The 14,428-nt window shown below is 44.6% G+C and carries 8 protein-coding genes; 7 read left to right on the forward strand and 1 reads right to left on the reverse strand.

All coding sequences use genetic code 11. The features are described from left to right. Positions 1–253 precede the first annotated feature (253 nt). From X939_RS0115655 to X939_RS0115680, 6 genes are all read left to right on the forward strand, one after another. Positions 254–1,378 carry a Gfo/Idh/MocA family protein gene (locus X939_RS0115655; protein WP_025764233.1) on the forward strand — a complete coding sequence of 375 codons (1,125 nt, stop codon included), beginning with the start codon at positions 254–256 and terminating at the stop codon, positions 1,376–1,378. 60 nt (positions 1,379–1,438) lie between these two features. Continuing rightward, positions 1,439–5,158 carry a PVC-type heme-binding CxxCH protein gene (locus X939_RS0115660; RefSeq protein ID WP_025764234.1) on the forward strand — a complete coding sequence of 1,240 codons (3,720 nt, stop codon included), beginning with the start codon at positions 1,439–1,441 and terminating at the stop codon, positions 5,156–5,158. Between the two features lie 246 nt (positions 5,159–5,404). Continuing rightward, the gene (locus tag X939_RS0115665) at positions 5,405–8,599 is read left to right on the forward strand and encodes a SusC/RagA family TonB-linked outer membrane protein (RefSeq protein WP_025764235.1); all 3,195 of its coding nucleotides are present in this window, start codon (positions 5,405–5,407) and stop codon (positions 8,597–8,599) included. 13 nt (positions 8,600–8,612) lie between these two features. Next, positions 8,613–10,463: a RagB/SusD family nutrient uptake outer membrane protein gene (locus tag X939_RS0115670; RefSeq protein WP_025764236.1), complete on the forward strand. Its 1,851-nt coding sequence runs from the start codon at positions 8,613–8,615 to the stop codon at positions 10,461–10,463. Between the two features lie 12 nt (positions 10,464–10,475). After that, positions 10,476–11,165 carry a DUF3823 domain-containing protein gene (locus tag X939_RS0115675; RefSeq protein ID WP_025764237.1) on the forward strand — a complete coding sequence of 230 codons (690 nt, stop codon included), beginning with the start codon at positions 10,476–10,478 and terminating at the stop codon, positions 11,163–11,165. A gap of 134 nt (positions 11,166–11,299) precedes the next feature. After that, a complete protein-coding gene (locus X939_RS0115680) occupies positions 11,300–12,190 on the forward strand; it encodes an AraC family transcriptional regulator (protein ID WP_025764238.1) in 891 nt (296 codons plus the stop codon). Between the two features lie 69 nt (positions 12,191–12,259). Here the strand turns inward: X939_RS0115680 and X939_RS0115685 are convergent, their stop codons facing one another. Next, positions 12,260–12,715: a hypothetical protein gene (locus X939_RS0115685; RefSeq protein WP_025764239.1), complete on the reverse strand. Its 456-nt coding sequence runs from the start codon at positions 12,713–12,715 to the stop codon at positions 12,260–12,262. Positions 12,716–13,041: 326 nt separating this feature from the next. On the opposite strand from X939_RS0115685, the gene X939_RS0115690 reads away from it, so the two are divergent. Beyond that, complete coding sequence (locus X939_RS0115690; protein WP_025764240.1) at positions 13,042–14,424, forward strand: aminopeptidase P family protein; 1,383 nt, start codon at positions 13,042–13,044, stop codon at positions 14,422–14,424. Positions 14,425–14,428 lie beyond the last annotated feature (4 nt).

The following is a 14,428-nucleotide window of genomic DNA, read 5'->3' on the forward strand; positions in this document are numbered from 1 at the left end:
TAGAATTAATGCCGGTAAGTTGATTTATAGTCGTAGCGAAGTCAAATCATATCTTTTGTTATTGTATTTTGCCCATAAAATTGATCTGTTATACAATATGGATCAAAATATGATCAGAACTCATCAATACCAATTTTGGATATGGTATTTTTAGCTGTTAAAATTGTATCGTAAAATCAGGATTGTATTTCAGCGCTATGAAGCGTTGTAGAACTGATAAAGCCTTATTAATAAATTACAATTGCAGCTCTTTATGTCACAAAAGATTAATATTGCCCTGGTTGGACTTGGCTTCGGTGCCGAATTTATACCTATCTATCAGAAGCATCCACATGCTAACCTGTATGCCATTTGTCAGAGAACCCAATCGAAATTGGATGCTATAGGTGATCAGTATGGAATTGAGGTGCGTTATAATAATTATGATGAATTGCTACAAGACCCCAATGTGGATGCTGTACATATTAACTCTCCTATCCCGAATCATGCAGAGCAGACCTTGAAAGCCTTACGTGCTGGGAAGCATGTGGCCTGTACGGTTCCCATGGCCACATCAGTGGCAGACTGCCTGGAGATTGTAAAGGCAGTACGTGAAACCGGTAAACAATATATGATGATGGAGACTGTCGTGTATGCTCGGGAATTTTTGTTTGTAAAGGAATTATATGAAAAAGGAGAACTAGGTAAGATTCAATTTTTGAAAGCCAGTCATCAGCAGGATATGGAAGGATGGCCTGATTATTGGCCAGGACTTCCGCCAATGCATTATGCTACCCATTGCGTGGGCCCGGTGGCCGGGCTCCTAAAGTTGGAGGCTGAATATGTTTCTTGTTTTGGGTCGGGAAGTATCAGCGAAGAGTTGGCCAGTATACACCAATCTCCTTTTGCTGTTGAGTCGGCACATATCAAATTTAAGAATAGCGATTTGTCGGCAAATGTATACCGGTCCTTATTCGACACGGCCCGGCAGTATCGGGAGAGCTTTGAAGTTTATGGTAGTAAAAGATCTTTCGAATGGCCATTGATGGAAGGAGAGGATCCCGTCATTCACACGGCCAAAAAGCCTGAACAACAAATTCCGGAAAGAGTAAAGACACCCGATTATGCCCATTATTTGCCTGAGGAAATCCGGGAGTTTACCGGGAGAGGGGTTTACAATCTGGATGAGGAAAAGCATCTTTCCTATGAACAGGGTGGAGGTCATGGAGGCTCCCATCCTCATTTGGCTCATGAGTTTATTTCCGCTTTAATTCAAAATAGAGCCCCATTTCCCAATGCAGTACAGTCGGCCAACTGGACAAGTGTGGGCATTCTTGCGCATACCTCTGCCCTCAAAGGGGGGGCGATCGTACAGATTCCTGATTTTAATGCAGTGTGAAAATGAATTTAATGCCTTATGCAACCATTTAAACCAATATTCACTTTTTTCAGCCATAGGATGAAAAACACTTTAATTTATATTTTCCTGGGCTTCATTTTGTTGGGTTGTGCGCACCAATCGGGGCAGCAGTCACTTAACGCTACCAAAGGGAAGGCTCAGGCCAGGCGTCTGGAAATACTGTTTCTGGGTGATACGCTGCACCATCATAAACCTGCTGAGCGATTACCCCAACTAATGGCTGCCCTAGGCCCTAAAGGAATTAACTTTACTTATACCGAGCGTCTGGAAGACTTAAATTCCGAAACCTTGGAGAAGTACGACGCCCTTATGCTATATGCCAATTGGGACGAAATCGGTCAGAATCAGGCTGATGCCCTATTGAGTTTTGTAGCCAGTGGTAAGGGCTTTATTCCAGTCCATTGCGCATCCTATTGCTTCCGAAATAATGAGGCGATTGTTAAACTGATAGGCGGACAGTTCTGGAGGCATACCTGGGATACCATTCAGCCAGTTTGGAAGCAGAAAGAACACCAGGCTATTGCAGGTGTTCTCCCATTCAAAACGGTTGATGAAACCTATTTGCACACTAAACTTCAGCCTGATAATATTGTTTTGACGGAACGTATTGTGACTCAGGATCAAATAAAGGATAAGCCTGGCTTAGAAAATGAGCCTTATACCTGGGTACGTACGCATGGGAAGGGGCGTGTTTTTTATACGGCTTATGGCCATGATGAGCGTACCTGGTCGAATCCTGGGTTTCAGGCCTTACTGGAAAAGGGGATTTTATGGTCGGTCGGCGAGGAAGCAAGAAAGGCACATGAAAACCTGAATCTACAACCTTTTGCCTATCGCCCCGCCAATCTTCCTAATTATGAGCAACGTCCTGGCCCTCAGCTTCAGCAATTGCCTTTATCACCGGAGGAGTCTGTTAAACATATTCAGGTTCCTGTGGACTTCACCTTAGAGGTCTTTGCTCACGAGCCCGACGTCATGCACCCAATCGCCATGACCTGGGATGAAAAAGGAAGACTGTTTGTGCTTATTACCAAAGATTATCCCAACGAAAGAAAAGATACGGGAGGAAGCGATTATATCTTAATCTGTGAGGACACTGATAAAGATGGCAAGGCCGATAAGTTTACACGTTTTGCCGATGGATTAAGTGTTCCTACAGGCCTGGTATTTGCCAATGGAGGGCTTATCGTCTCCCAAGCCCCGCATATGCTTTTCTTACAGGATACCGATGGTGACGATAAAGCCGATGTTAAACGCATTCTGTTCTCCGGCTTTGGAACCAGAGATACACATGCTGGACCCTCTAACCTGCATTATGGATTTGATAACTGGGTATATGGCTCAGTAGGATATTCAGGTTTTAAAGGAAAGGTTGGAAAGAGCGATTCTCTGGATTTTGGACAAGCTCTGTTCCGTTTTAAGCCAGATGGTAGTGATATGGAAATTGTTGCCAAAACCTCAAACAACACCTGGGGCCTTGGTTTCAATGAGTCGGGAGACTTGTTTGGATCTACAGCTAATAATGCCCATGGCTGGTTCAGTGCCATACCGAATCGTTATTTCGGGAAAAGTACGGTGGACAACGGCAGTCGTAGTACCGATACCCATAAAGACATACAGCCAATTACCGAAAAGGTGCGTCAGGTAGATGTTTTCGGTGGATTTACAGCTGCAGCTGGGCATAATTTCTATACCGCCCGCGCCTATCCTAAAGAATATTGGAACCGGGTAGCTTTTGTATCTGAACCAACCGGGCATTTGCTTCACCGGAATATTATGGTAAAAAAGGGTACGGATTTTGAAGATAAACTAGGTTTTAATTTACTAGCGGGGGCAGATGAATGGGTGTCTCCCGTATTCGCCGAGGTAGGTCCCGATGGAGCCGTATGGGTCGCAGACTGGTATAGCTTTATTATCCAGCACAATCCTACTCCTCCGGGTATGGAGAATGGGGAGGGTAATGCGTATGAAACAGATTTGCGTGATTATACCCACGGACGTTTGTATAGAATAGCCTATAAAAATGCTCCTCCCTACGCGCCCTTATCCTTGAGTAAATCAAGACCTGCGGAGTTGGTGAAAACACTTGAAAATACCAATATGCTATGGAGACGTCATGCCCAGCGAATGCTGGTAGAGCGAGGTAATAGAGATGTCGTTCCCGCTCTCATTGCTCTGATCCAAAACAAAAAGGTAGATGAGCTCGGTTTAAATACGGCTGCCATTCATGCCTTATGGACTTTGGAAGGGCTTCAGGCCATCTCCGATCCTTCCGTTTTGTCTGTAGTAAAAGAAGCCTTGAGACATCCTAGTGCCGATGTGCGCAAAACAGCCCTCAAGGTGCTTCCTAAGACTCTCGATTCGGGGCGGACTCTGCTTGCGCTAAACATGTTGCAAGATCAATCACCTTCCGTGGTGTTAAATACCCTGTTGGCTTTTATAGATATCCCTCTTACAAATGAAATTGGGAAGGCTGTTTTGAAACTTATGGAAACCTATCCTGATGCTCAAGATCGGTGGATGCCCGATGCATTTGCTGCTATTTTGAATGCCCATGATGGTGCTTTAAGAGATCAGTACCTCTCTGAAAGGAAAGGGAAGCCAGGGTTAGCCATGTCACTGGCTAAAGAACTGAGCGTGGACCATAGTAAGATGAACCATGGCAAAGCTACAAACGAAGCAATTACGGCTCAAGGAACGGCCGAATTGGCTATTACCGATATCAGAATAGAACCTTCTGAACCTTTTATCAGAGAGTATGCGCGGGTAGTGGTTGAGATTGCTAACCAAGGCAGTGTAGCGGTTAAAAAAGGAGTTGTTCCGGTAGTGAATGTGAACGTAAGGAGTCGATCAATTAATACGAATTATATCAGTAAAAAATTAGATCAGGGATTGGCTCCGGGTGAAAAAATATTGTTAACAGAAGGAAATAACGGGCCCTGGAGAAGCACTTTTGGTTTTGCATCCGATGAGGCAGGGCCTATTACGGTCTCCGCCAATATCGATTTGGATAATGTCGTACCGGAAAAGGAAGACTTTAAAAACAATAGTCTAAGCAAGACCTTTGAGGTTAAAATGCTGGATCAGCTAGCAGACTTCGCATTGGAAAGGAGTTTGAGGGGGTATGCCTCTTATGCTACCGGAGCAGAAATTCTTGCCGTTCTGAAAAAAGCAGGAAACCTTGATCCCGCTGCAAGAAATGCCGTTTTAAGAGGAATCCTAAATAGCTGGAATCCAAAGCGTACCGAAAAGGTGAGTCGGGAAGATCAAAAATGGTTGTCCGAATCTAAAGACCTGGTTACGGCCGACCTTGCCGGCAAGTATACCACCTTCTTAGAATCTTTCGGTATCAAAGAAATGGCAGAGGAAGATCCTGATATCCAGATTGTGAAAATCAAAGCCATACGAGAGGAGATGAAATACGATGTAACAGACTTTAAGGCCGTAGCGGGTAAGACGGTCGAGATCGTCTTTGAAAACCCCGATGCCATGCAGCATAATATCGTTTTTGGTAAACCCAACACCATGGAGGTTATAGGCACCGCTGCAGATAAGATGATCACGGATGCCAAAGGTGCTGAGAAAAATTACGTTCCAAATATTCCTCAAATTATAGCAGCTTCTCCCTTGGTGAATCCGGGACAAACCTATCGCTTACGATTTGTTGTGCCAGACCAGCCCGGAGACTATCCGTTTGTATGCACATTTCCGGGGCATTGGCGCCTTATGACAGGTGTGATGCGTGTGGTGAAAGAGTAATAAACTGAAATGGCAATCTCGTTAAGAAACGATTACGTATAAAATATATCGTTGCTTATCTGCAAGCCTGAACTCCAGGTTTTCAGATAAGCAACAACCACCAGCATGCCAGGACTCAGGCCGATTATATGGTTTGATTATAGGGAGAATTATATGCTTTTTTTAATATAAATAAAGAAATAATAAATAGGATAGCGGTGCCTAAATAGCTCCAAATAATTTACTTCTCACCTAATTTTAAAAATAATGTTTCGTATACAACAAATTCCTAAATTGGGACTTGGCAAGTCCTCTTGTGCCCTGATTTTTCTGGGTTTGATGATGCCCATGGATGGACGGTCGGAGAAACGGCACAAAACATGGCCTATTGCGCAGGAAATCGAAAGCGTTGATAAAACGGTGTCGGGTCGCATTACTGATGAGCATAATTCCCCACTACCCGGGGTGAGTGTGGTGGTAAAAGGGACAAGTACTGGAACCAGTACCCAAGCGGATGGAAGGTTTTCCTTGCAGGTAGGGGACCAGGCTCAGACCCTTATTTTTTCCTTTATAGGTTATGCTTCACAGGAAGTCAGTATAGGAAACCGAACGAACTTTGAGATCTCCTTGAAGCCTTCTAGCGAAGATCTTTCGGAGGTTGTGGTGGTCGGTTACGGAACCCAGTCCACAGCGACCGTTACAGGCGCTGTTGGAAATGTTCAGGCCAAGGATCTGATAAGAACCCCTTCTATTGGTACTTCAGATGCACTAGTAGGAAGAATACAGGGAATTACGGCCAGGAAAGCCGATGCCCGTCCGGGGGCGGCTACCAGCATCCAGATTCGGAATTTGGGCACCCCGCTTTATGTGATCGATGGCGTACCTTCAGATGCAGCGAATTTTAATAATCTGGGCCAAAACGATATAGAAAGTGTTTCTATACTGAAAGATGCTTCCGCGGCTATCTACGGACTTCGGGCCGCCAACGGGGTGGTATTGGTTACTACCAAAAAAGGGAAAGCGGGTGATGGCCCGGCAAAAATCAATATTTCTGGCTATTACGGACTACAAAATTTTACCCGTTACCCTAAACCTGCCAATGCCTATCAACATATGAGGGGCCTTGTGGAGTCCGATGTGAATCAGGGGCGCACCCCGTCGATAACTCCCGAACAATTGGCTAAATGGAAGGAGGGTACCGATAAAGGCTACCAGAGTTTTGACTATTATAAAATGGTAATGAGGCCAAATGTGCCCCAATATAGCCTTAATGCAAATGTTTCTGGTGGTACAGAAAAAGTGAATTATTTTTTGTCGGTGGGCCACTTAAATCAGGATGCACTCATTCGCGATTATAACTTCAATCGTACCAATGTCCAGGCCAATATCGATGCCAATGTCACTAAGCGACTTCGGGTAGGAACCCAAATCAGCGCACGCATCGAGGACCGGTTTCAGGTAGGTGTTCCAGGGCTGGATGACTATTTTAACCCCTTCCTGAGTATTTTTACCATGTGGCCCACCGAAAGGCCCTATGCCAATGATAATCCGAAATATATTAATCAGACGCATAATGTAAATGTTAATCCTGCTACTTACAAGAAAGACATTACAGGTTATATCGACGAAATAAACCGGGTAGTAAAAGGGAATTTTTATGCCGAATATGCCTTTGATTTTGGGCTCAAAGCGAAAGGGACTTATTCTTATAGTTACAATAACTTTGATTTCGATGGGTTTGAATATACCTACGATGCCTACACCTACGATGAGGTTACCGACAGCTATTCGGTAGTGCCGGGAGGGGGTAATCAGAATCCCTGGAGAGAAAGAAGAAAACATAATACGGTTGATCGTTTTGCTCAGTTTCAGCTTAGCTATAACAAGCAGTTAGGGAATCACGAAATATCCGCTGTAGCCGCCTATGAGCAGTCAGATACTGAGTTCTCAAGGATGGTGGTGCATACCGTACCTCCCAACAACTATATTCCCTTAATGTCCTTTGCGAATCAAGATTTACTGATCGACGAATGGAGTACCGAAGCAAGAGCTGGATACATTGGTAGAATCAATTATAATTTCCAACAAAAATATTTGCTGGAGGTTGTAGGGCGATATGACGGCTCATTTTTGTATGCTCCTGGCAAGCGCTTTGGGTTCTTTCCTGGTGTCTCTGCCGGATGGAGGATTTCGGAAGAGGATTTCTTTAAGCAAAAACTGGGCAAGGTGCTAAGCAATCTGAAGCTCAGAGCCTCTTATGGGCGCACCGGCAGCGACAGGCTAGGGAATGACGCATTTCTGGTGAGTCCCTTTAGCTACCTAACGGGCTATAACTATCTTCAGGGAAGCGCCATATTTGACGGAGAGTATAATATTGGACTAAGGCCTCGGGGACTACCCATAACGAACCTTTCGTGGCTGACCAATATATCGAGTAATATTGGAGTCGATTTCGGTTTGCTGGAAGGCAAGCTAACAGGGCAATTCGATATTTTTGAAAGAAAAAGAGAGGGATTACCCGCCGCGCGGTATGACGTCCTCTTGCCCTCTGAAGTAGGATATTCTTTGCCTAATGAAAACTTAAACAGTGATACCCACCGAGGATTGGAAGGACTGATTACTTATAGGAGCTCGGTAGGGCAGGTCGACTACACCTTAAGTGCCAATGCTACCATGTCACGCCGTAAAGACCTGGATTTTTATAAACCCCGATTTGGAAATTCCTATCAGGAATACCGCGATTCTTATGTCGATCGGTGGGGAAATATTAATTGGGGATATCAGGTAGTAGGTCAATTCCAAAGCCAGGAAGAAATAGAAACTCACCCAATCAATAATGATGGCCAGGGTAACCGAACACAGCTGCCAGGAGACTTTATTTACAAGGATGTGAATGAAGATGGTATAATTAATAATCTAGATGAGCGCCCTATTGGTTTCGCTGAAGGAGCCAATCCTTATCTGAGCTTCGCCTTCAACAGTAGTTTTTCCTACAAAGGTTTTAGTCTGTTTATGGACTTTGCAGGTGCATCCCTTCAAACTTTTCAAAGAAATTGGGAATTGAAAATCCCTTATCAGAATAATGGTACTTCTCCAGGATATATGCTGGAGGATCGCTGGCATAGGGAAGATCCTTTCGATCCTGCCAGTAAGTGGATACCAGGTACTTACCCTGCCATTAGAAAAGATAATTCAAGTCATGTTAATTTCAGGAAAAGTGATTTCTGGATGACCAATGTACGCTATATACGTTTAAGGAATGTGGAACTGGGCTATAACTTCGATTCCGAAATGCTGAAGAAAATAGGCAGCGGTGGACTTCGAGTATATTTCAGCGCCAGCAATCTGTTTTCGATCGACAACGTAAAGAAATTTGGTATAGACCCCGAAATTTCTGCTGGTAATGGTCTGGTTTATCCCCAGCAACGCCTATTCAATCTAGGGTTCAATATTTCTTTCTAATTAAACTTTCACCATGCAAAAAATATCAAAATCACTATTTATGTTCTTAGTCATTTTCCTGATGTCAGGATGTGCTGAGGACTGGTTAGATAGAAAGCCACAGAATATTATTCTGGAAGAACAAGTTTGGAACGACCCCAAGCTGATCAAAGGGCTGCTGGCCAATTATTATGATCGCCTCCCGGCACATACCTCCCTAACGTCCGGGTGGGCGGAATTTGCTGCTTATGACGAGGCCATGTGGTCTAATAACGATGATGGTCGCAACAATATAGTGAGCTACCCCTTCAATCGCTGGAGCCTGTGGGAGTATGGGTTGATTCGGGATATCAACCTGGCAATAGAGAATATTGCAACCTTTGGTACGTCCCTTTCTGCTGTTCAGGTATCCCAATTTTCTTCGGAGCTAAGGTTTCTCAGGGCCTTCGTATATTTTGAAATGGTAAAAAGAATGGGGGGTGTTCCCTTGGTAACCAAACAGCTGATTTATGATTTTAAAGGTGACCCAACCAATCTCCAGCAGCCTCGCAACAGGGAGGAGGAAGTTTACGATTTTATTGCCTCTGAACTAGACGACATTCAGGATAAACTGGGGAATGAAGACAGTAACACCCGCGCCAATAAATATGTTGCCCTGGCCTTAAAAAGCAGAGCGATGTTGTATGCAGCTTCCATAGCGAAATACAATAATCTATTGGCCGAACCCATTATGACTCCAGGTAGGGAGGTGGGAATTCCAGCGGCTCGTGCTCAGGACTATTACGAGAAATCCCTGTTAGCTTCTCAACAACTTTTGAACAGTGGGAAGTATAGACTTTATAAAACCAATCCTAATCTGGGCGAAAACTTCTATGAAGCCATCACCAAGAAAACGGCAAACCCAGAGGTTATTTTGGCTCAGGATTTCCTGGTCAGCAAGGATAAAAGACATGGTTTTACCTATGACAATATCGCCCGAAACGTCCGGGAGGATAACCTCTCTTCTTCCTCAATAACCCCTTCCCTTAACCTCGTGGAAGATTACGAGTTCCTGGATGGCAGTCCCGGAATCTTAAAAACCCGAACGGCCGATAACTCGGACTATATTTATTATAGCAGTCTGTCCGGGCCCTTTGAGAATAAGGATGCCAGGCTCTACGGGACTGTTATTTATCCGGGCACCTCCTTCAGGGCTACTCCAGTGGAGATTCAGGCTGGGGTGAAAGTATGGGATGAAACCTCCAAAAGCTTCAAGAATGTGGAATCCAATGTGCTAGGCTCCACTTACGACGACGGTGGTTTGTTAACAGGGGCATCAGGGCCTCAGCGCTCCCAGACGGAGGTCACCAACTCGGGGTTCTATCTGCGCAAGTATGTGGATCAGACGGCCATGTCGAGTACCCGTGGGATACGCAGTGATATGTGGTGGGTGCGTTTCCGTTTGGGAGAAATATACCTGAATGCCAGTGAGGCGGCCTTGGAACTAGGCAAAACCTCTGAGGCTTTAGAGTATGTCAATGCCGTTCGGGAGCGTGCCGGCTTCGGAGCCAATAGCCTGAAGTCACTTACTCTGGGTCGCTTGCAGAATGAACGCCGGGTGGAACTGGCCTTTGAAGACCATAGGGTCTGGGATCTGATGCGTTGGAGAAAAGCTCATGAGATCTGGAATGGAGATGCGTCAAATCCAGATGCAGTCATCAATGCGCTTTATCCCTATCGTGTGGTTCGGCCAGGCCATCCTACCCATGGGAAATATGTCTTCGATAAACTCAGGGCTCCGCGTTTTAGGGCCCCGCGTTTCTTTCAGATGGGCAATTACTATTCTTCTATAGCGCAGAGTATCATCGATAACAATCCTAAGGTGGTCCGGAATCCCTATCATTAATTTAAAAAGACTATGAAAATGAACCAATTGCTTAGAAATTTATTCATCGCCCTAGCCCTGATCTTTGTTTTCGGGGCATGCGAGAAGGACAACAAACCTGCCCCCAGTGCAAAGCTCACCGGAAGGGTTGTCTATCAGGATCAGGCTATAGGACTACGCTCCAATGGTGTTCAGCTGGAGCTTTGGCAACATGGTTATCAGTTATTTACCAAAATCCCCATTTATGTGAACCAGGATGGCACCTTCTCCGCTAGCCTGTTCGATGGGGACTATCAGTTGGTAAGACTGAAAGGCAATGGCCCATGGGTGGATAATACCGATACGATCCATGTTGCTTTAAGGGGCCGACTGGAGCTAGAGGTCCCAGTGAAGCCTTATCACAGATTTGCAAATGTAAATTTCTCACAAGCGAATAAAAAGGTGTCTTCTAGTTTTACCGTGGAGAAGTTAGACAATTCTAAATCCTTAGAACGAATCAGCCTATATATAGGTACTACCGTGATCGTAGATCCTAATAATAATATTGCTGCGGCGTCTATTCCAGCCTCGGAGGTCGCCGATCTGACCAAGCCGCTTCAGCTGTCTGTCAATGTACCGACCAGTTTCCAAGGCCGCGATTATGTATTTGCCCGGCTGGCGGTCAAAACTTCCGGAGTAGCAGAAATGTTGTTTAGCGAGCCAATAAAGATCATGCTTAATTAATTTTGTATGGTTTCTGCCAGTCCTGTTCCCGGCTCATTCTGGGAACAGGACTAATTATGCGGAAAATAGATCTTTTATTCTCATTGAATTCATGCTGTCCTTAACTTTGGGGTTTCTAAGTAAATCTGGAGCCTATGAAAGTGATCCCCTTTACGATACCAGTCGTTCAGGACCAGTGTTTAGTGGTCCAGGAGAGAACATTGAATCATTACTACCCGCATTTGCATCGTCACCAGGAGGTTCAGCTGGAATATGTTGTGGAGGGCAGTGGTATTCTTATTGTAGGAAATTATATGCAGCGGTTTCAGTCGGGGGATATTTATTTAATTGGTGCCAATCAGGCCCATATTTTTAAGAGTGACCCCATTTATTTCGCACCCGAATCTGAGTTAAGAACTAAATCTGTCTCCATTTTCTTTAATTTGAAATATCTTCAGGAGTCCTTACTTCTGTTGCCTGAATTACAACACCTGGCCAGATTTATAGTGGCTCACCAGAATGGGTGTCAGGTGCCAGAGACTCATGCCAATCATATGAGCGGATTGGTTTTAACTCTGGCAAAAGCTAGAGGCAGTCTTCTGATCTCCTCCTTTATTGAGCTTTTACAGTCTTTTACCGAAATTCCCCATTTGAAACCCCTTTCTACCAATGTGGGAGAACAACTGCTTAGTGAAGTTGAAGGTAATAGAATGGATCGAATTTTTCAATATCTCGTGAGCCATCATCAAAAGCATATTTCTCTCGCAGAGATCGCCAATGAAGCCAATCTTTCACCGCAGGCCTTCTGTCGTTATTTTAAGAAACATACCGGTAAAACCTTTGTGGCATTTCTTAACGAAATCAGAGTTAATGAAGCTTGTAAACTTATTCTATCTGGAAAGCTTGAGACCCTGGCGGAAGTGGCTTTTGCTTCAGGCTTTGAGAATGTTACCAATTTTAATCGCGTGTTCCGAAAGGTTACGGGCAAGGCTCCCGGCACTTACCGAAGGTCATTTCGACACCTGGTAACATCAACACCAGACTAAGAGAGAAACGTAGAAGGTATATGGGCGGGGAGGGGGCCCTTACAATTCCGAACTGTCTGGGCGAAGCCACTACGGGTCCGTCTTGGAAGAAACGTCGATTTTGATTACTCTGCCTTGTTTTTGAGCCATGGAGTCCATGACTGCCCCAATAACCATTCCCGTGATCACGCCCCCGATCACCGCGTAAACGCCAAAGTGAAACTGAAATAAGGTGCCAGCAAAAAGCCCCCAAATCATTCCATAACCCATGAAATAACCTTCTGGTATCAAGGAATGTTCTATCCTCAAAAATTTTTCAAATTCGGCAAGCTCTTTTCTGAAGAATTTTTTTCGATCCCCGGTTTCAGTATAAAATGCCAATCCATTCAGTTTCTCTTCTATAGACTGAATTTGAGTAGTGGTCAAATTTCGATTTTCTAAGGCAGACAATAGCCCAATGAATTTATTATAGACTTTAAGCTCAGATTTCTCAGATGAAGCATTCTTTAGATTCAGGATCATATTTAATGACTCTTTAATATTCATGGGCTTCCCTTTAATTTATTGAGTGTCTATTCATAATTTTATGGTTTTTCTATTCCAGATACACGGATTCGTATACAATTAGGGCAATTTTTTTTATAAAACCTCTTGGCTCGTTTATGATGGGTCGTTGTATCTTATCATTGTCCATATTAAATGCTCTTCCTGAGCTACTTTTAGTAGACCTGTAAGGGTCAGCATGACAAAAGAGAGGCTATGCAAAAAAAAATGTCTTGGTCACCAAAAAGGACATGCGATTCAGCGGTGAGCAACAGAATTTCGTTTAACTTGGGGGCCTTTATTTGAACCTTACAAATGACTATCTAGCTATGTTTTCCAAACAAACCTATATACACAGACGCCAAACCCTTAAAGAGAAAATGGGGAACGGACTCTTGCTATTTCTAGGCAATGAGGATAGTGGTATGAATTACCGCGACAATATTTATCCCTTTCGTCAGGACAGTTCTTTCCTGTACTTTTTTGGCTTGGATGCCCCCAATCTCAATGCCATCGTGGATGTGGATAGCGACTTGACTATTATTTTTGGTGATGAGCTCACCCTCGACGATATCGTATGGACAGGCCCTAAAACCTCCTTGCAGGACCAGGCTGGGGAGGTGGGTATTTCTGAGGTTCGACCTGCCAGAGCCTTTTATAAGTATGTCGAAAAAGCCATTCATAGTGGGCAGACGATCCATTTTCTGCCTCCCTACCGGGCCGAACATACGCTGAGACTTCAGGCGTTACTGGGGATGGCAGTGCCTGAAATCCCTACCCGTGCTTCAGCCGATTTTATTCGTGCTATAGTCTCCATGCGAGCCTATAAGTCGGAGGAAGAGGTGGCTGAAATAGAAAAGGCTGTGAATACTTCCGTTGATATGCATCTGCATTTTATGCGGGAGCTACGTCCGGGAATGACTGAACTCACCATGGCCGGACAACTTCAAGCCCTAGCCATCGCAGGTGGGGGAAATGTCTCTTATCCCGTTATTCTGACCGTAAATGGGGAGATACTGCATACCCATGCCCGTGATTTGCCGGTTCAGGAGGGGCAACTGGCCCTCTGTGATGCCGGTGCCGAAACGGCCATGCGCTACTGTGGCGATCTCACCCGAACCATTCCGGTAGGAAAACAGTTTACCAGCATTCAAAAAGAAATGTATCAGATCGTTCTGGAGGCTCAAATGACCGCCATACAGGCCTGCAAACCTGGGGTTTTGTTTAAAGACATCCATGCTTTGGCCAGTTTGAAACTCTTGGAAGGCTTAAAAGGACAAGGGATTCTGAAAGGTGATATGCAGGAGGCCTTGGCTGCTGATGTGCATACCCTGTTTTTCCAATGTGGATTGGGCCATATGATGGGTATGGACGTGCATGACATGGAGAACCTTGGAGAGCAACTCGTAGGTTATGGCGATAACCTTCAAAAGGGTACCGCCTTTGGCTGGAAATCTCTCCGACTTGGTCGTGTTCTAGAGCCAGGTTTTGTGGTAACGGTAGAGCCAGGCCTCTATTTTATTCCTACCCAAATCGACCAGTGGAAGGCTGAAAACAAACTAGCGGCATTTGTAAATTATACAGAACTCGAAAAATATAGAGACTTTTCAGGAATAAGAATCGAAGATGATCTGCTGATCACGGAAACGGGAAATCGAGTACTTGGAAAGCCCTTACCCAAAACCATTTCAGAAATTGAAGCACTTAGATAAGTAA

Source organism: Dyadobacter tibetensis Y620-1 (genome assembly GCF_000566685.1).
Lineage (GTDB): Bacteria > Bacteroidota > Bacteroidia > Cytophagales > Spirosomataceae > Dyadobacter > Dyadobacter tibetensis.

What these genes read in the sequence shown, in the direction of transcription:
- X939_RS0115655 (WP_025764233.1), top strand. Translation starts at nt 254, where the DNA reads ATGTCACAAAAGATTAATATTGCCCTGGTTGGACTTGGCTTCGGTGCC.
- X939_RS0115660 (WP_025764234.1), top strand. Translation starts at nt 1,439, where the DNA reads ATGAAAAACACTTTAATTTATATTTTCCTGGGCTTCATTTTGTTGGGT.
- X939_RS0115665 (WP_025764235.1), top strand. Translation starts at nt 5,405, where the DNA reads ATGTTTCGTATACAACAAATTCCTAAATTGGGACTTGGCAAGTCCTCT.
- X939_RS0115670 (WP_025764236.1), top strand. Translation starts at nt 8,613, where the DNA reads ATGCAAAAAATATCAAAATCACTATTTATGTTCTTAGTCATTTTCCTG.
- X939_RS0115675 (WP_025764237.1), top strand. Translation starts at nt 10,476, where the DNA reads ATGAAAATGAACCAATTGCTTAGAAATTTATTCATCGCCCTAGCCCTG.
- X939_RS0115680 (WP_025764238.1), top strand. Translation starts at nt 11,300, where the DNA reads ATGAAAGTGATCCCCTTTACGATACCAGTCGTTCAGGACCAGTGTTTA.
- X939_RS0115685 (WP_025764239.1), bottom strand. Translation starts at nt 12,715, where the DNA reads ATGAATATTAAAGAGTCATTAAATATGATCCTGAATCTAAAGAATGCT.
- X939_RS0115690 (WP_025764240.1), top strand. Translation starts at nt 13,042, where the DNA reads ATGTTTTCCAAACAAACCTATATACACAGACGCCAAACCCTTAAAGAG.